Source organism: Lysinibacillus sp. FJAT-14222 (genome assembly GCF_001278875.1).
Taxonomy (GTDB): Bacteria; Bacillota; Bacilli; order Bacillales_A; family Planococcaceae; genus Lysinibacillus; species Lysinibacillus agricola.
The window spans coordinates 82,615-101,757 of the sequence record NZ_LIYL01000050.1 but is presented as its reverse complement, the minus strand read 5'-3'; the positions used below and the strand labels follow the sequence as shown (position 1 = coordinate 101,757).

The window sequence follows — 19,143 nt, the reverse complement described above, 5'->3', positions numbered from 1 at the left end:
CATGCATTTCTTATACAGATTTGAATTTCTATAGAAATCTGTGAAACTTGACTGTGGGAAATTGCTCCTGCTGTCTCAGACTGTTGGTACAGAATAGTTTTACAAGATAGCCCCATTAAAAATGTTCGGAGGATTTAACAATGATTGAATTAGCAGATGTACGTAACGCGTTAGACACTTCAGCCAAAAAATTGGCGGATTTTAGGGGGTCTCTTTGACTTAGAAAACAAAGAGGCACGTATTCAGGAACTAGATGAAATGATGCTTGAGCCAGGCTTCTGGGATGATCAGCAAGGCGCACAAGTAATCATTAATGAGAGTAATGGCTTAAAGGCAATTGCAAATGAGTATAAAGATTTATTGGAAACATATGAAAACTTAGATATGACACTAGAGCTATTGCGAGAAGAGCCTGATGAAGAATTGCAAGAGGAGCTGGGCAACGAGCTAGCAGAATTCCAGCAAAAAATGGGCGATTTTGAGCTGCAATTACTATTAAGTGGCCCATATGACCAAAACAATGCAATTTTAGAGTTGCACCCAGGAGCAGGTGGTACGGAATCTCAGGATTGGGGCTCAATGCTGCTTCGTATGTACACACGCTGGGCAGAAAAACGTGGCTTTAAAGTCGAAACAGTTGATTATCTTCCAGGGGATGAAGCAGGTATTAAATCTGTAACATTATCCATTAAGGGTCATAATGCTTACGGCTATTTACAAGCAGAAAAGGGTGTCCATCGTTTAGTACGTATTTCACCGTTTGACTCTTCTGGTCGTCGTCATACATCATTCGTTTCTTGTGATGTTATGCCTGAATTCGATGATAATATTGAAGTTGATATTCGCACAGAGGATTTAAAAATTGATACGTATCGTGCAACAGGAGCAGGTGGTCAGCATATTAATACGACAGATTCAGCTGTTCGTATTACGCATATTCCAACTGGTACTGTCGTACAATGTCAGGCAGAACGTTCACAAATTAAAAACCGTGAAAAAGCCATGACGATGTTAAAAGGGAAGCTCTATCAATTAGAGATCGAAAAGCAACAGGCACAGCTAGATGAAATCCGTGGTGAACAGAAGGAAATCGGCTGGGGTTCACAAATTCGTTCATACGTATTCCATCCTTATTCAATGGTGAAGGATCATCGTACAAATGAAGAAACAGGTAATGTAGGAGCGGTGATGGATGGTGATGTAGATCCATTCATTAATGCATATTTACGTTCAAAGATCGGGTAATGAAAGTCCCTCGGAGGCACAGTAACATTGTGCTCCTGAGGGGTTTTTTTTCTGATTCTAATCAAAAAGGTGGATGATACGGAGTGTCTTGACTAATTTCCTTACGTTCATTCATGTAATGTTTATAGAGCATCGATGCATTGACAAATTGTTTGCTAATTGAAGCATATTGAATGGGTAGCTCAATTTGTTTATCGTTTTTCAGAGTGACGATACAGCCCATTTTACTCGGGACAATATTTGAAATGGCGTGAAGACCGATCCAAATATTGTGGATGGAGTTTGGCGAAAAGGTTGGTAGAAAAATACATGGATAACCATAATCATAAGCAACAACGATTGGAAGCTTATGTTGATTGCCGAAGAAGCGTTTGGCGGAATGTTTTGCTGCCTCATAGGTTGTCCCTAGTGAAATACAAGATTTTCGTAATATATGCAGTGGCTTCCGTGTGACGATGAGTTCATTATGCTTGTCGATTACCCGTGTGAAAATTTTAGAGTCGTACTGAATTGGCTGAAGTAAATAGGTGTTGAAAGACATTAAATATCCATTGACATAGTTTGCTGGCATATATGTAGTGCCTCCTTTTTCTATTTATTATTGAAGTGTAGAACATGAAAATGAATTCAGAAAATATAGATAAATGTAAAAAACCATTGATATATCAAGCAATTGCATAGATAAATTGCTTGAAATTGCACAAGATTAATAGTAAATCGAAGTGATTTTCAGTTCTTAAGCATTGATTTTTAATGTCAATTTTCATATAATTTAGAAAAGGATCGAGGTGAGATCGTTGGATAAATATTATTCGTATACAGATTTTCTAAAAGCCGTTGGTCAGTCAAAGAAAGTTGATGAGGCAGAGAAATTATTGAACGAGATTTATTTAGATTTATTTTTAAATCATATCCAGCGTAAGCATCGTGAAGAGCAGCTCATGGTTCTGATAGATAGAGCACTCGATGACAAAGATGAAAAAGCATTTCATCTATACGCAGACGAACTAGTAGCTTTACACCAAGATGCAAGTGAATAATATGACGAGCCCGCTCTCTGTTATTGGAGAGCGGGATTTTTTTGTGATTTTATTTGCCAAATTGATGATTGGATATCTTTAATTTAAAATCTTTCCCTAAAATTTTTTTATAGTGTCACAAATCCCCATTAATTTCAGTTATATAAGTTAGAAAGGAGGGGAGACATTTGACTGTACCGAATAAATCCAAGGAAAATGCCAAATTAGATATAAAATCTATCGTGGAACAAGTTCAAACAGGTGATATTCAAGCCTATACAGAAATAATTCGTTGTTTTCAAAAGCCAATCTATATTTACTGCTACTATCTTTTAGGAAGCAAAGAAGAAGCTGAGGATGCTTCACAAGATATTTTTATAAAGGGATTAGAGAATATTAATAATTTTTCTTATACTGTTTCTTTCTCTGCATGGCTTTATAAAATTGCTCATCATCACTGTATTGATTTAATTAAAAAGAAAAATAAAGGCTATAAATTTTGGACAAGTTTTAAGAAAGATCATGCGAACGATCACACGCATGAACAAGAATTTCAATACGGCGATATCATTCATGAGTTATTAGAACAGTTAAATGTGGATGAAAGAAGGATTCTGCTACTTCGATCGATAGAGGAATATAGCTTCGACGAAATCGCTTCTATTATGGAACTTAAACCAACGACTGTTCGAAAAAAATATGAACGATTACGTAAAAAATTGATGAAAAAGAATAAGTTAGGAGGGGAAATTTATGAACACTCGTTCAAAACAGGAGGATAAAGAGTTAGATCAGTTAGAAAGATTCATTCGAGAAACCCCTATGGAAATTGATTTAGTTAATCGTACAATGAACAAATATGAAAGCAGTCGTTATACAAAGCAGCCAGAAAGTTCTAGAACCTCTAAGAAAATACGTCAAAGAGTGATAATGATAGCGGCTTCCACAGCAATGATTTTTAGTCTAATATTGGTCACTAGCTTAGTGTCACCAACTTTGGCTGCAACGATAAAGCAAGTACCCGTACTATCATCTATTTTTAAACTTGCGGGTGATCTTGGTCTGCAAACTGCTGATGAAAAAGGGCTCTCAACGAAACTGAATACAAGTGCTACACATGATGATTTTACATTAAATGTATCGGAAGTAGTGTATGATGGTACGCGTGTTTCAATTGCTATTGAACGACTTCATACGGAGGGGGAATTATCAAAAGAAACTTTAATAGATCGTATCAGTAATATTGAATTTTTTATAAATGGTGATCCCCGTAGTTCTTTTGCTCCGGATCCGGAAAATGCAATGAATGGATTTAATATATACTCAGGTAAAGATAATGATTCTGCCATTATTGAAATTGTAGATGAGAGAAATCAAGGGGGGCGTCCTTTTCCCGAACAGTTTGATTTAACATTGAGTACTACAATAACTGGTATACAGGACCCTTTAAAAATCGAAATTCCTGTGAAAAATAAAATTGAAGACACTGTAACTTTACAACCTAATGTAAGTCGACAATATGATAATATTCATTTTACTATTGAAAAGATCCAGCTTACTCCTATTACAACCAATATAACGACAAGACCCATTTTAACAGACAATTCACCTATCGCAGAGCTCGCAATGGGAATAGATGTTGTTGATGAACAAGGGCATAAACTAAAACTAATTGGTGGCCTTGGTTCGTATGAGTCAAATGGTAGCGATATGATTATGGATCATCGATATACACCTTTTGAATCCATTCCAAAAACAATAACCCTTAAGCCTTATATACATCTCTTTAAAGAATATCCAAAAGGTGAATATCAAATGGATGAAAATGGGGAACCAAAGATTCAATATATTCCTGAGCTGGAGGTTACACTACCTATTAACTCACAAAAATAAAAAAGTAGAGAACGTGAGATTTGCCTCACTTTCTCTACTTTTTGGTATTTCAAAATATTTACTTTAAAAGTGTAAATACCAAGTGGATCCCCATTAGATTTAAAAGCTTTCACTTGAGCCATCCCTACTCCTTGCGACTAATATACTATTAATTTTAGTTTATAAATAGGAATATTATTTATAAATATCATTTAAGTATATAAACATCCATTTATTATAATAGAAGTAACTTCAATGAAGATATTGTATTTGATATCTTATTTGACGAGCAGAACCTAGAAATATTCTCTTTTTTTGTTGAACTATTTTGAAAAAAAGAAAAATATGCTAAACTTAGCATTAAGTGAATAGCAAATGCAGAATAAAGGTGCTCTTTTAGGAGCTTAATAGGGAATTCGGTGCAAATCCGAAGCTGTTTCCGCAACTGTAAGTGTAGATGACTACAGAAATTACCACTGTCAAACGAGGAAAAATGCCTCCAGTAGATGGGAAGGTTCTGAATAGGATACACGAGCCAGGAGACCTACCTTTATTCCATCGTATTAACTCTCTTCGGAAGCTAGGAGAACTTACGGCAAATAGATGAACAGGCAAATTGTGTTTTTGTGCCTTTTTCTGTTTTCCTTAGATGCTCTCCCTTTTGTTGGAGAAGCATCTTTTTTATTTTTTGAGTTAATTGCAAATATATTCACCTATAACAAGATCAGGAGGAGAGAAATGGACTTTTATAAGAAATGGTTGAATATAGCGATTGTCTTCATCTTATCATTTTCGCTATTGTCACCTGCTGCTCTAGCAGAAACGCAGCAAATTGAAGCAAGTGATTTAGAAACGATTGAGTTAGAATCTAGCTCTACTATTAATGATCAATCTAATGGTGAAGAAGTTAGTATATCCCAAAAAAATACAAATATTGCAGACGAAGAAGTAGTAATTGATAGATCATCATTACAAACGGCAATTGATAAGGCTAAACAAGCCAAATCATCATTTAAAGTCAGTGCTGATGGAAACGATATAGACCCTGTCGATTACTGGGTAACTCAAGCTGCAATAGATGTGTATACAAATGTAATCCTATCTGCACAACAACTATTAGCAGATGAACATGCAATTCAAGAAGACATTGATGCGAAAGTATTAGCACTAAATCAGGCCACAGAGGAATTGGATAGTGCGAAAAAAGATGGTACAAAATCAAATGCTGAACTAACAACTTCGCAGGCTTACAATACTGTTGCTCAATACATGGTAGATAAACTATCCGAACCTAAATTCGGTTATGAATGGTGGATTATCACATTAGCTCGCGGTGGCTACGAAGTTCCAGCTGGCTATTACGATACTTATTATAAAAATGTCGTTGACTATGTTGTTTCTAAAGATGGCGTGCTAGATCAACGAAAATATACAGAATACTCACGATTAATTATTGCCCTTACAGCTATTGGTCAGGATCCAACAAATGTTGGTGGTTATAACTTAGTTGAAAAACTATCTGATTTCGATAAAGTTGTTTGGCAAGGTGTGAACGGTGCTTATTTCGGGTTAATTGCTCTTAATACTTGGGACTTTGAACTATCTGAAACAGCTACTACAACACGTGAAAAACTTATTGAAAGAATTTTAGAAAAGCAATTAGATGATGGTGGTTGGGCTCTATCGGGGACAAAGGCTGACCCTGATATGACAGCAATGGCTATCCAATCGCTAGCACCATACTATAAAACGGATTCAAAGGTAAAAGATGCTGTCGACAAAGCACTAACTACTTTAGCTGATTTACAATTACCAAATGGTGGTTATAAATCATGGGGGTCGGAAAATTCTGAAAGTGCTGCACAAGTTGTCACTGCCCTTACTAGCTTAGGTATCGATGCGGACAAAGACCCTCGCTTTGATAAAGTTATAGCGAATATTATGACTTATTACAGCACAAAAGAAGGTGGCTTTAAACACGTTTTAAGCGAAACGCAAGCAAATGGAATGGCTACAGAGCAGGTTGGCTATACATTAGCTGCGTATCATCGTTTGCTTAACGGTCAAACAGCGCTATACGATATGTCAGATACGAAGTCTAAGGATCCTTCAAACCCTGGAGATGGTGGTAATCCATCTAACCCTGGGGATGGAGGTAATCCTTCGAACCCTGGAGATGGTGGAAATAACAATAATTCCGGCAACGGCGAAGATAATCCAGGAGGAAATCGTCCAAATGGACATACCACGTTCTCAATCACAATCTCTTCTTCGGAGGTTCCACTAAAAGAAACAAAAGTTGAGCTTTATCCAGGAGAAACAGTATTCGACGTATTAAAACGTGTAACAAAGCAAAATGGTATTGCATTAAGCTACCGTGAAACACAATATGGTACTTATATCGATGGCATTAATGGTCTTTATGAATTTGATCGTGGTCCATTAAGTGGTTGGATGTATCGTGTAAATGGTTCTTTCCCTTCTTACTCTGCAGCACTTTACACATTATCACCTGGTGATAATGTTGAATGGCTATATACGCTCGATTTAGGTAAAGATGTCGGTGGGTACGTTGATGGAATTGAAGGTGGTGGCTCTTCAGCTGGAGGAAACAAAGAATGTAAAGAGAAAGATTGTAAAGAAGTAGAAACGAAATGTCCTAACAAAGATGAAAAGTGTGCTGAAGAAACAAACAAAGATAATAAAGATGGTTCTATAGCTGAGATTACTATTGAAAATGGTAGTAATAAAGCAATTATTACATCAGAAGATATTCAAAAACATCTTGAAAAGAACATTAAAAATTTTGTTATTCAAAGTGAAAAGAATTTCAAAATAGAAATACCTACTTCTATATTTAGTGGCATTAAGCTTACTGAAAAAGAACAAGTAAAGGCATCCGTAACGAAAGATGCTAAAAATAAACAATTCACTGTCACATTCGAAATTGAGAATGCTAATGGTAAATCAAAGTCAATTTCTATAGATAAAGAATATTTAAAAGTGACATTACCAGCTAACGAATTAAAATCAAATACAGTCGTTTTACAACTTGTTGGTGGCGAATACAAACCTGTTCCACATAAAATTGTGAACGGTGAAATTGTCCTATTCACAAAAACAAGTGGTACCTTCGTTTTAAAAGAAAGTACAGTAACATATAAGGACATTGAACATTTAGTATACAAAGAAGAAATAGAATTTTTGGCGAGTCGACACGTTATTCAAGGAACTACATCAGAGACATTCGAAGCGAATATATCAATTACTCGTGCGCAATTTGCAGCATTAGTTAGTCGCGCACTTGGTTTACAAGCAACAGGTGAAAATCCATTTGACGATACAAAAGGCAAATGGTATGCGACAGAAATTCAAGCTCTGTACGAGGCGGGTATTACAAAAGGTTCAACTGCTTCAACATTTAACCCAGAGAAACCAATTACACGTCAGCAAGCGGCTGCATTGATGGCACGCATTTTAGAATATTTAAATGCGGATGTGAAAGCTGGTGGAGAGATTAACTTTAAGGACGCTAACAATATTAGCTCTGAATACCTCCCTTATATTAAGCTATTAAATAGTCTTGATATTATGACAGGTATGCAAGATGGTTCCTTTGATCCTACTTCTTCAATTACTCGTGGGCAAACTGCGAAAATTTTAAAACGTACGTTAAATATCTCAGGCATCATGTAATTTCTTTACTAACCCAAACGCTCAACGCATTTGGGTTAGTCCCTTTTTAAAGAATGGAGGTTGTTCAAATGAGAAAAAAATTATCGATGTTTATCATAGTACTTGCTCTGTTACTTTCTACTGTGACTCCGATCTCTGCACAGCAATTATCAACTGTAGATGCTTATCGTACGACCGGTCAATTTATGGTGAATAAAGCACCAAACCCTTCTTTTGGCAATGAGTGGTTTATTATTGCACTTGCACGTGGTGAATACAATGTTCCAAAAGGCTATTACGACAAATATTATGAAAATGTCGTGAAACATGTACAATCGGTAAAAGGTGAATTACACAATCGTAAATATACAGAATATTCCCGTTTAATCATTGCGCTTACTGCTATCGGAAAAGATCCTACAAATGTAGGCGGCTACAATTTAGTCGAAAAATTAAGCGACTTTGACAAAGTAGTATGGCAAGGTCCAAACGGTGCTTTTTTTACATTAATTGCTTTAGATACATGGGGCTTCGAGCTACCTAAAACAGCAACAACTACACGCGAAAAGCTTATTAAACACATACTAGCAAAGCAATTGCCTGACGGTGGATGGGATTTAACAGGAGTAAAGGCAGATCCAGATATGACAGCAATGGCTATTCAAGCTCTTTCAACTTATCAAGATCGGGCAGATGTTAAAGCGTCCATTAATAAAGGTCTTGATGTATTGAAAAACTTACAAGGTGCTAATGGTAGTTACCAAAGCTGGGGAACGACAAACTTAGAAAGTGTAGCACAAGTTATTACAGCCCTTGCTAGTTTAAATATTGATGCCAACAAAGATCAGCGCTTTAATAAGTTATTTACAAGCTTTTTCACCTTCTATAATGCAAAAGATGGTGGCTTCAAGCATGTATTAACAGAACCAGTAGCTAATGGCATGGCAACAGAGCAGGCTTCTTATACATTAGCCGCGTATAATCGACTGCTTGCGGGCAAAACAAAGCTATATGATATGTCTGATAAAAAGCCCAATAAACCATCAACACCAGCTCCCCCTACTAAAGTGAGCTTTAAGGATATTGAATCTCATTGGGCAAAATCTGATATCGAAGCCGCAGTAGCTAAAGGATTATTAAAGGGCTATGAAGATAATACATTTAGGCCAAATAATAATTTATCCCGTGTACAGGCTGTATCAATTTTAGTTCGCGCTCTTCATTTAACAGGTTCCGGAAATGCACCGTTCACGGACATTAGTTCATATAACGATGAAACAAAACAAGAAATTGCTGCGGCTTACGAGGCAAATTTATTAATGGTCAAGTCAAATAAGTTTTCACCTTCCTCTCCTATTTCACGTGAGGAATTAGCAGTGATGCTTGCGAAAGCTTATACACATAAAACAGGCAAGCCATATATTCCAAAAAATATCGCACCTTTTAATGATATTGCAAAGTTATCAAAGGAATCTCAACAAGCAATTACATTCTTATATGATTTTGAAATTGCACAGGGCGCAAACGGCTCGTTTAATCCAACTCATTTTATTACACGTGCACATGCAGCTAAAATGTATGTTAATTTTTTAAAGGTAGTTGAGGAATAATATGAAAAAAAGTTTATATTTTTTACTAGTATCATTTCTAGCTCTATTTTTAACAGCATGTAATATTCAAACAGTTGAGCAATTCGAGCAGATGGAGGAGCAGGAGCGGAGTGCGGACGCCCCTCCTTCTTCTGAACAACCTGAAGCTAAAGAACAAACTCCCTCAGTAGAAAATGAGACCGCTGAGGAAAAGCAGAAAGTAGAGGAGCCTGAGTCAGATGAGAAGATTTCGCCCGAGGGAGAAGAGAGAGCACCTCAGCAAAAAGTAGAAGGGCAAAAAGCACAGCAAGAAACGAAAGAAGTAAAACAACAACCAAAACAAGAAGCTGAGAAAAGTCAAGAAGTCGCAAAATCATCAAGTACAAAAACTAATCAGTCTACAACAAAGCAAGATGATGATAAACAAAAAGCAAATACTTCAACAACAGAAAAGCAGCGACAGCCAGCACCTAAAAAACGCACTGTTACAATTGCAATTCGTGTTGATACATTACTAAAGCATTGGGATAAGTTAGACGCCTCCCTACAAAGTGAGAAATACGTACCTAAGAACGGCATCATTTTAAAGACAACAACATACGAGCTGCTATCAGAGAAGGATACTGTTTGGGATGTGCTACAGCGTGCAACGAAGGAGCATAAAATTCAAATGGAATATCAAGGAGCCAACGAAAATATTTATAACAGTGTCTATGTAGAGGGTATTAATCATTTATATGAATTTAGTGCTGGTGAATTAAGTGGCTGGATGTATAAAGTAAACGGTGTTTATCCGAATTATGGCTGTAGCCAATACGTATTAAAAGATGGCGATGTCATTGAATGGAACTATACAGTCGATTTAGGGCGCGACTTAGGACATTATTGGGATGGTAACTAATGAAGGCATTTGAAACATTTCACCCTATCGTACTTTTTTCTTTTTTTGTCGCGTCTATCGGCTTATCCATGTTTTTTGTGCATCCAGTCTATTTAGCTATTACAATTTTCTCAGCTATAAGTTTAAATCTAGCTTTACGCAGACAGCTTTTTTTTAAGGACTGGAAGCTATATGTACCTCTGTTTTTCTTAATGGCGATTATTAATCCAATGATTAGCCATAATGGTCAGCTCGTATTGCTTTATATAAATGGTAATGCACTTACTGTAGAGGCAATTATGTATGGTATCGCAATAGCCACAATGATTATAGCTATTATGCTATGGTTTAGCTGCTATAATGACCTGATGACATCAGATAAGTTTATTTATTTGTTTGGAAAAGTGTCGCCAGCATTATCACTAACATTGTCGATTTCATTGCGATTAGTTCCGCGTTTTAGGCGTCAACTCGCTCAAATTGTACAAGCACAAAAAGTGATTGGGATGGATTACACAGCTGGGTCCCTATGGCATCGTATCAAATGTACAGTGCGTATTTTATCTATTTTGATTACTTGGGCATTGGATAATGCCATTGAAACGGCGGATTCTATGAAAGCTCGTGGCTATGGTGTCAAAAAGCGAACTGCCTTTTCTCTTTTTATTTTTGAGCGTCGCGATGGCGCCGTTTTGGCAATGATTATAGTGCTTTTTCTTAGCAATTTAGTGGCAAGTTTTATTGGTACTACAGCATTTTATTTTTATCCAACTTTCGGAGAGATTAAATGGGATTCTGTAAGCATTCTATTTTATAGTAGCTATTTTATTCTACTCACTATTCCAGTAGCTATCGAAATCAGGGGGGCATTAAAGTGGCGATCGTTAAAATCGACAATGTAAGCTTTACTTATCCTAACGAAGAAAATCTTGTATTAAAAAATATTAATTTAGAAATTCAGCAAGGCGAATTTATCGTGCTAATAGGACAATCAGGCTGTGGGAAAAGTACCTTGCTGCGCCATTTTAAACGAGAATTGCATCCTCATGGAACAATGACGGGTAATATTTTCTATAAAGATTGTGACTTGGAGCAGTTAAAAGCTGAAGTTGCAGCTGCGGACATTGGCTATGTATTTCAAAATCCCGACAACCAAATTGTAACAGATAAAGTATGGCATGAGCTTGCTTTTGGACTGGAGAACTTAGGGGTAGATTCACCAACCATTCGCCGTAGAGTAGCTGAAATGGCCAATTTCTTTGGCATCCAAAAATGGTTTCATCATAAAACAGCCGAGCTTTCTGGTGGTCAAAAGCAGTTATTAAACTTAGCATCCATTATGGTGATGCAGCCAAAATTGCTACTACTTGATGAGCCAACATCGCAATTAGATCCAATTGCTGCTTTAGAGTTTATTCAAACATTGCATCGACTAAACAAAGAATTAGGTATTACCATAATTTTAATTGAGCATCGACTGGAAGAAGTGTTACCTCTAGCTGATCGCGTACTTATTATGGATGAAGGTAGGATCTTATTGGACGGTTCTCCTAAGGGAATTTTAAATGGTTTACCAGCAAATCATGCCATGATTACAGCATTACCTGCGGCAACGAAGATTTTCCACTTACTGAACGGTACGGGACCGATCCCTCTTACTATTCGTGAGGGACAACATTGGCTAAGTAACCAACCATACAGTTTTGCTCCCTTGAATACACTTCCTACAATATCCTCGGTCAATACAGATATTGTATTAGAGGCAAAAGATATTGCTTTTCGATACGAAAAAAATGGTATGGATATTGTCCATCATTTTAATTTGCAGGTGAGGGAGCAGGAATTTTTAACGATAATAGGTGGAAATGGTACTGGAAAATCTACGGTTCTTTCTATTTTAACGGGGCTACAAAAACCTTACCATGGCAAAATACTCTTATTCAATAAGGCGTTAAAAAGCTATAGTAATAAACAATTGTACCAACAATATATAACTTTATTACCGCAGGATCCAAAAACATTATTTGTACAAAAAACGGTGCTTCAAGAGCTAGATGATATTGCCCATTTACATAAAGTAACAGATGGAAAGGTTCAAGAAACGATTCAATTGTTTAAATTAACCCATTTATCAAATCGGCATCCGTATGATTTAAGTGGGGGTGAACAGCAGAAGCTAGCACTCGCAAAGCTTTTGTTAATAGAACCTAAAATATTGCTATTAGATGAGCCGACGAAGGGTCTTGATGCACATGCGAAAGAAGAACTCGCAGACATATTAAAAGATTTACGAACTAAAGGTATGACAATCATTATGGTGACACATGATATTGAATTTTCTGCACAACACAGCAGTAGATGTGCTCTATTTTTCGACGGAAGTATTGTATCTGAAGGTGAGCCACGAGCATTTTATAGTGGAAATAATTTTTATACAACAGCAGCACATCGAATATCAAGAGATATATTGAGCAATGCCATTACTTGTGAGGATGTAGTTACCTTATGCCAAAAAACATTCGTTTAATTATTTCACGCATTGTCATCCTTGTGTTAATTCCACTTACTTTATATGCGGGCATTACAATATTTGCTGACCGAAAATATTATTTTATTTCGATTGTCATTATGATTTTAGCGTGTGTGCCGTTCTTCCTATCATTTGAGCGTAGAAAGCCACAGCCACGGGAAATTTTAATCATAGCAGTGATGTCTGCTATATCAGTGGCGGGGCGTGCCTTATTTATTGTTACACCTGGCTTTAAGCCTGTGGCAGCTATTACAGCTATTACAGGGTTTTCGCTTGGTGCGGAAGCTGGCTTTTTAACAGGAGCAATTTCTGCATTAGTATCGAATATGTTTTTTGGACAAGGTCCTTGGACACCATTCCAAATGTTTATGTGGGGAATGATTGGTTTTGTTGCTGGTTTGTTAGGTAAAACTGGTATAATGCATAAAAAAATCCCACTTGTATTATTTGGTATTGTTGCAGGTGTATTCTTTTCATTTGGCATGGATATTTGGGGAACAGTTTCAATGTACGGTGTTTTCAGCTGGAAAGCATATGCACTGGCATTAACTTCTGCAGTACCTTTTATGATAATCTATGCTGTTTCTAATGTAATTTTTCTACTATTGTTAGCTAAACCAATTAGAGAAAAACTAGAGAGAATAAAAAATAAATATGGGATTTTACAATAGACCTTTGTAGTCAAAAATTGTCTTATTCATTAGCCACAAAGGAGTGAAGAGGAGAGCCCAGTAAGTAAAACAGATATCTCATTGTTAGAAATAATTATATCAACAGGTAGCTTGTAAAAATGAGTTCGGTAATACACCGAACTTATTTTTTATGACAAGCAGTTATGCAATCTAGTTAATCAGTTTTAATGGTAACCCGATCAGTTCTACAATCAAGCTGATCGGTTCTACCGTTAACCCGAGCATTTATTCAATCTAGCTGATCAGTCAACCCGATCAACTCTTCAATCAACCTGAGCGTTTCTCCCCTAACTCGATCAAATCTCCCTAGAATTCGCTTATCTTTAATAGACCCAATTTCAACGAGCAATTCATCATCAAACATTGAAATTCCTGCTAAGGTCATGTATTTACATTTTCCCTTCTCGATTAGCTAACATTTGGAAAGGGTAATCTATTTATAGATAGGCTGTAATTGAATTTTTTGGTACATACGTTCTATCGGAATCATCTTAAATATAGCAAATAAAAAAATATTTACAAACATTCGTTCGTTAAATGTTCGAAATTTTAATAATGCTATGCTAAAATATATGTATCAAATTGGTAGGAAAGGACGGGGACATGTGTGCAAGCATTTGATTTACAAGCGCCATATACGCCTAATGGCGATCAGCCACAGGCAATTGCGGAATTAGTGGAGGGTGTATGTGCAGGTAAACGTCATCAAACATTGCTCGGTGCAACAGGAACAGGAAAAACGTTTACGATTTCTAATGTCATTAAACAAGTAAAAAAACCGACACTTATTATGGCGCACAATAAAACATTAGCGGGTCAATTATATAGTGAGTTTAAAGAGTTCTTCCCTAATAATGCAGTTGAATACTTTGTCAGCTACTATGATTACTTTCAGCCTGAGGCCTATGTACCGCAGACGGATACTTATATCGAGAAAGACTCAAGCATTAATGATGAAATTGATAAGTTGCGTCACTCTGCGACATCTGCATTATTCGAGCGTGATGATGTCATTATTATTGCATCCGTGTCCTGTATTTATGGTCTAGGTTCTCCAGAAGAATATCGTGAAATGGTCGTGTCTGTGCGTACTGGGATGGAAATTGAACGTAATCAGTTGCTTCGAAAACTGGTCGATGTACAGTATGAGCGTAATGATGTGAGTTTTACACGTGGTACGTTTCGGGTACGTGGTGATGTAGTGGAAATATTCCCTGCATCTCGTGATGAGCATTGTATCCGCGTGGAGTTTTTTGGGGACGAGATCGACCGAATTCGCGAGGTGGATGCGTTAACTGGAGAAATACTAGCAGAGCGTGATCATATAGCTATTTTCCCAGCATCCCACTTCGTTACACGAGAAGAAAAAATGCGAAAAGCCATTGAAAATATTGAAAAAGAGTTGGAGGAGCGTCTAGCTCTTTTACGTGCAGAGGATAGATTATTGGAGGCACAGCGTTTAGAGCAGCGTACTCGTTATGATTTAGAAATGATGGGTGAAATGGGCTTTTGCTCAGGTATCGAAAACTACTCGCGTCATTTAACATTGCGTGAAGCGGGGGCAACTCCATATACGCTACTTGATTATTTCCCTGATGATTTTTTACTTGTTGTCGATGAAAGTCACGTTACTTTGCCACAAGTTCGAGGGATGTATAACGGTGACCAAGCACGTAAAGGTGTACTAGTTGAGCATGGCTTCCGTTTGCCATCAGCACTAGATAACCGCCCTTTACGTTTTGAAGAATATGAGAAACATATACATCAAGCTATTTATGTATCAGCAACACCCGGCCCGTATGAGCTTGAGCATTCTCCGGAAATGGTGCAGCAAATTATTCGTCCAACTGGGCTGCTTGATCCACAAATTGAAGTACGTCCTATTGAAGGACAAATTGATGATTTAATCGATCAGATTCAAGATCGTATTGCTCGTGATGAACGGGTGCTCGTTACAACATTGACGAAAAAAATGTCAGAGGATTTATCAGCTTATTTGAAAGAAATGGGCTTAAAGGTGGAGTACTTGCATTCAGAGATTAAGACGCTAGAGCGATTTGAAATTATTCGCGAGCTGCGCAAAGGTACTTATGATGTTCTAATCGGCATTAACTTATTGCGTGAAGGGCTAGATATTCCTGAGGTTTCTCTTGTGGCGATTTTAGATGCTGACAAGGAAGGATTTTTACGTTCAGAGCGTTCATTAATTCAAACGATTGGACGTGCGGCGCGTAATGCTAATGGTCATGTCATTATGTACGCAGATAATATGACGGATTCGATGAAAAAGGCGATTGAGGAAACGAAGCGTCGTCGAATAATGCAAATGGCGTATAACGAGGAGCATGGCATTACGCCGAAAACGATTGTTAAGAAAATTCCTGATGTTATTCGTGCAACACAGGTGGCAGAGGAAGAAGAGTCTTATGTAGCGAAGACAACAAAAGGTAAGAAGTTAACGAAGGAAGAAAGAGAGCAATTACTTGCTTCCCTAGAAGTAGAAATGAAGGAAGCAGCAAAGGCGCTAGATTTCGAACGAGCTGCTGATCTGCGCGATACAATATTTGAATTGAAGGTAGAAGGGTGAATGGCTTGTGAAAAATACTGAAATAGTCGTGCAGGGCGCACGAGCACATAATTTAAAAAATATTAATGTCACAATTCCACGTGATCAACTAGTAGTGCTAACAGGTTTATCAGGCTCAGGGAAATCGTCATTAGCGTTTGATACGATTTATGCCGAGGGACAACGTCGTTATGTAGAATCACTTTCAGCCTATGCACGTCAATTTCTTGGGCAAATGGACAAACCAGACGTCGATGCGATAGAGGGGTTATCTCCTGCTATTTCAATCGATCAAAAAACGACGAGCCGTAACCCACGTTCTACTGTTGGTACAGTAACGGAAATCTATGATTATTTACGTTTGCTATTTGCGCGTATCGGTAAGCCTATTTGTCCGAATCATGGTATTGAGATTACCTCCCAAACGATTGAGCAAATGGTCGATCGACTATTATTTTATCCAGAAAGAACGAAAATGCAGCTGCTTGCCCCAATGGTATCAGGGCGTAAGGGAACGCACGTAAAGCTACTGGAGGATTTAAAAAAGCAAGGCTTTGTTCGAGTACGTCTCGACGGGGAGCTACGTGATTTAGATGATGCGATTGATCTTGATAAAAACAAAAAGCATTCAATAGAAGTAGTCGTGGATCGTGTTGTTATGAAGGAAGGCGTCGCGTCACGTCTTAGTGATTCCTTAGAGACAGCATTACGTTTGGCAGATGGCCGTGTACTTGTCGACGTGATGGAGCATGAGGAATTATTATTTAGTGAACATCATGCCTGTCCATTATGTGGATTTTCAATCGGTGAGCTAGAGCCCCGAATGTTTTCATTTAACAGTCCATTCGGAGCTTGTCCAAGCTGTGATGGTTTAGGCTCGACGCAAGAGGTAGATCTTGATTTAGTAGTACCTGATTGGGATCGAAGTTTATTAGAGCATGCTATAGCACCATGGGAACCCACTAGCTCTCAATATTATCCACAGTTATTAAAGGCGGTATGTGATCATTATGATATTCCGATGGATGTACCTGTAAAGGATCTTCCGAAAGAAAAGATGGATAAAATTTTATATGGTTCTGGAAAAGATAAAATCCACTTCCATTATGAAAATGAGTTTGGCAATGTTCGAGATCAAATGATTGAATTTGAAGGTGTTGTACGTAATGTGGAGCGCCGTTTTAAGGAGACATCTTCTGATTACGTGCGTGAACAAATGGAAAAATATATGGCACAGCAAGCGTGTCCGTCTTGTAAAGGTTATCGTTTAAAGCCTGAAACATTAGCTGTAAAAATAGCAGATAAGCATGTTGGTGAAGTTACACAGTATTCCATTCAGGAAGCTGATACATTTTTCAAAGAGCTAGATTTATCAGAAAAAGATATGAAAATTGCTCGACTTGTCTTACGTGAAATTGAAGAACGTCTAGGCTTCCTCGTAAACGTGGGATTAGATTATTTAACGTTAAGTCGAGCGGCAGGAACACTTTCAGGGGGAGAAGCTCAACGAATTCGCCTTGCGACACAAATTGGCTCGCGTTTAACAGGTGTCCTCTATATTTTAGATGAACCATCAATTGGCTTGCATCAACGCGATAATGACCGTCTCATTAGTACGCTGCAAAATATGCGTGATATTGGCAATACGCTTATTGTTGTCGAGCACGATGAAGATACAATGCTGGCGGCGGATTATCTCATTGATGTTGGTCCTGGTGCAGGTGTGCATGGTGGTCAAATTGTTGCAGCAGGGACACCGCAGGAAGTAATGGAAAATGATAAATCTTTGACGGGGCAATATTTAAGTGGTAAGAAGTTTATTCCACTGCCAATTGAGCGACGCAAACCGAATGGACGCAAATTATCCATTAAAGGTGCTAAGGAAAATAATCTTCACAATGTGAAGGTGGATGTACCACTTGGATTATTCGTGGCCGTAACAGGCGTTTCAGGGTCAGGTAAATCAACACTTATTAATGAAATTTTATATAAATCATTGGCTCAGAAACTTAACCGTTCAAAGGTGAAGCCGGGTGAACATAAAGAAATAACAGGGATTGATGAACTAGAAAAGGTTATTGATATTGACCAATCACCAATCGGTCGTACACCTCGCTCCAATCCTGCTACTTATACAGGTGTTTTTGATGATATTCGAGATGTTTTCGCAGTAACAAATGAGGCAAAGGTACGTGGCTATAAGAAAGGTCGCTTTAGCTTCAACGTTAAGGGAGGTCGCTGTGAGGCTTGTCGTGGTGACGGAATTATAAAAATTGAAATGCATTTCCTACCAGATGTTTATGTACCGTGTGAAGTCTGCCATGGGAAACGTTATAACCGTGAAACGCTTGAAGTGAAATATAAAGATAAGAGCATTGCGGATATTTTAGATATGACGATTGAAAACGCAGTCGTATTCTTCGAAAATATTCCGAAAATCCAGCGTAAGCTACAAACCATCGTGGATGTAGGATTAGGCTATATGAAATTAGGACAACCTGCCACAACGTTATCTGGTGGTGAGGCGCAGCGTGTAAAATTAGCCTCTGAATTACACCGTCGTTCAACAGGTAAATCATTCTATATTTTAGATGAGCCGACAACGGGCTTACATGCAGACGATATTGCACGTTTACTCATTGTTTTACAGCGTCTTGTAGAAAATGGCGATTCAGTGCTAGTGATCGAACATAATCTAGATGTCATCAAGACAGCGGACTACATTATCGACTTAGGGCCTGAAGGTGGCGACAAAGGTGGCACAATTGTTGCGACAGGTACACCTGAAGAAGTCGCAGAAGTAAGTGGCTCTTATACAGGAAAATATTTAAAACCGATATTAACAAGAGATCGTATGCGTATGGAAGCTGCTTTAGCAAAGGCTTCTCAATAAAGTAATTGTTCGCAAATTCCCTAAAGGGGATTTGCGAATTTTTTTTACGTGCGCCCGGCATGCGGATGTCGATAAAAATTAAAAGTTGGGTGACATTATGTTAAAACGTATGTTATGTGGATAAGTTGACTGTAGTAAGCCTAAAAAAAGATATATCCCCAATATTTTCATTTTTATGGTGA

General features: G+C 37.7%; 14 protein-coding genes and 1 riboswitch. Of the genes, 12 read left to right on the top strand and 2 right to left on the bottom strand.

Translation table 11 applies throughout. The features are described from left to right. The first annotated feature begins 143 nt into the window (after positions 1–143). Positions 144–1,245 (top strand): peptide chain release factor 2 gene (gene prfB, locus AN161_RS21335; RefSeq protein WP_143115021.1). Its coding sequence is split into 2 segments (ribosomal slippage): positions 144–215 and positions 217–1,245, totalling 1,101 coding nucleotides; the frame shifts between segments, so codons are not numbered across the junction. 61 nt (positions 1,246–1,306) lie between these two features. Here prfB and AN161_RS21330 read toward each other — a convergent pair. After that, positions 1,307–1,816, bottom strand: coding sequence for a competence protein ComK (locus AN161_RS21330; protein WP_053596344.1), 510 nt, complete (start codon positions 1,814–1,816; stop codon positions 1,307–1,309). A gap of 226 nt (positions 1,817–2,042) precedes the next feature. Between AN161_RS21330 and AN161_RS21325 the strand changes: the two genes are divergently transcribed. From AN161_RS21325 to AN161_RS21285, 9 genes are all read left to right on the top strand, one after another. After that, entirely contained in the window at positions 2,043–2,285 is a 243-nt protein-coding gene (locus tag AN161_RS21325; RefSeq protein ID WP_053596343.1) for an IDEAL domain-containing protein, read from the top strand. 167 nt (positions 2,286–2,452) lie between these two features. Continuing rightward, positions 2,453–3,046, top strand: coding sequence for a sigma-70 family RNA polymerase sigma factor (locus AN161_RS21320; protein WP_053596342.1), 594 nt, complete (start codon positions 2,453–2,455; stop codon positions 3,044–3,046). Further along, positions 3,018–4,157 carry a DUF5643 domain-containing protein gene (locus AN161_RS21315; protein WP_053596341.1) on the top strand — a complete coding sequence of 380 codons (1,140 nt, stop codon included), beginning with the start codon at positions 3,018–3,020 and terminating at the stop codon, positions 4,155–4,157. The genes AN161_RS21320 and AN161_RS21315 overlap by 29 nt, the downstream gene beginning before the upstream one ends. 348 nt (positions 4,158–4,505) lie before the next feature. Beyond that, positions 4,506–4,703: riboswitch (cobalamin riboswitch) on the top strand. Positions 4,704–4,874: 171 nt separating this feature from the next. Further along, positions 4,875–7,832 carry an S-layer homology domain-containing protein gene (locus AN161_RS21310; RefSeq protein ID WP_053596340.1) on the top strand — a complete coding sequence of 986 codons (2,958 nt, stop codon included), beginning with the start codon at positions 4,875–4,877 and terminating at the stop codon, positions 7,830–7,832. 68 nt (positions 7,833–7,900) lie between these two features. After that, positions 7,901–9,421, top strand: a complete 1,521-nt coding sequence (locus AN161_RS21305) for an S-layer homology domain-containing protein (RefSeq protein WP_053596339.1) — start codon at positions 7,901–7,903, stop codon at positions 9,419–9,421. 1 nt (position 9,422) lies between these two features. Then, positions 9,423–10,301 (top strand): DUF4430 domain-containing protein, encoded by an 879-nt coding sequence (locus tag AN161_RS21300; protein ID WP_053596338.1) that lies wholly within the window; start codon positions 9,423–9,425, stop codon positions 10,299–10,301. Then, entirely contained in the window at positions 10,301–11,182 is an 882-nt protein-coding gene (locus AN161_RS21295; protein WP_053596337.1) for an energy-coupling factor transporter transmembrane component T, read from the top strand. The genes AN161_RS21300 and AN161_RS21295 overlap by 1 nt, the downstream gene beginning before the upstream one ends. After that, on the top strand, positions 11,155–12,807 hold the full coding sequence (locus AN161_RS21290) for an ABC transporter ATP-binding protein (RefSeq protein ID WP_053596336.1): 1,653 nt from the start codon (positions 11,155–11,157) through the stop codon (positions 12,805–12,807). Before AN161_RS21295 ends, AN161_RS21290 begins: the two co-directional genes overlap by 28 nt. Further along, complete coding sequence (locus AN161_RS21285; RefSeq protein ID WP_053596335.1) at positions 12,786–13,481, top strand: ECF transporter S component; 696 nt, start codon at positions 12,786–12,788, stop codon at positions 13,479–13,481. The genes AN161_RS21290 and AN161_RS21285 overlap by 22 nt, the downstream gene beginning before the upstream one ends. Positions 13,482–13,731: 250 nt before the next feature. Here the strand turns inward: AN161_RS21285 and AN161_RS31145 are convergent, their stop codons facing one another. Further along, positions 13,732–13,866, bottom strand: coding sequence for a hypothetical protein (locus AN161_RS31145; RefSeq protein WP_277815968.1), 135 nt, complete (start codon positions 13,864–13,866; stop codon positions 13,732–13,734). A 243-nt stretch (positions 13,867–14,109) separates the two neighbouring features. Here AN161_RS31145 and uvrB point away from each other — a divergent pair, with 243 nt between their 5' ends. Continuing rightward, complete coding sequence (gene uvrB, locus AN161_RS21280; RefSeq protein WP_053596334.1) at positions 14,110–16,089, top strand: excinuclease ABC subunit UvrB; 1,980 nt, start codon at positions 14,110–14,112, stop codon at positions 16,087–16,089. A 7-nt stretch (positions 16,090–16,096) separates the two neighbouring features. After that, the gene (gene uvrA, locus AN161_RS21275; protein WP_053596333.1) at positions 16,097–18,961 is read left to right on the top strand and encodes an excinuclease ABC subunit UvrA; all 2,865 of its coding nucleotides are present in this window, start codon (positions 16,097–16,099) and stop codon (positions 18,959–18,961) included. Positions 18,962–19,143: the final 182 nt, after the last annotated feature.

Coding starts and splice junctions, on each gene's coding strand:
- AN161_RS21330 (WP_053596344.1), bottom strand. CDS start 1,816: ATGCCAGCAAACTATGTCAATGGATATTTAATGTCTTTCAACACCTAT.
- AN161_RS21315 (WP_053596341.1), top strand. CDS start 3,018: ATGAACACTCGTTCAAAACAGGAGGATAAAGAGTTAGATCAGTTAGAA.
- AN161_RS21310 (WP_053596340.1), top strand. CDS start 4,875: ATGGACTTTTATAAGAAATGGTTGAATATAGCGATTGTCTTCATCTTA.
- AN161_RS21305 (WP_053596339.1), top strand. CDS start 7,901: ATGAGAAAAAAATTATCGATGTTTATCATAGTACTTGCTCTGTTACTT.
- AN161_RS21300 (WP_053596338.1), top strand. CDS start 9,423: ATGAAAAAAAGTTTATATTTTTTACTAGTATCATTTCTAGCTCTATTT.
- AN161_RS21295 (WP_053596337.1), top strand. CDS start 10,301: ATGAAGGCATTTGAAACATTTCACCCTATCGTACTTTTTTCTTTTTTT.
- AN161_RS21285 (WP_053596335.1), top strand. CDS start 12,786: ATGCCAAAAAACATTCGTTTAATTATTTCACGCATTGTCATCCTTGTG.
- AN161_RS31145 (WP_277815968.1), bottom strand. CDS start 13,866: ATGTTTGATGATGAATTGCTCGTTGAAATTGGGTCTATTAAAGATAAG.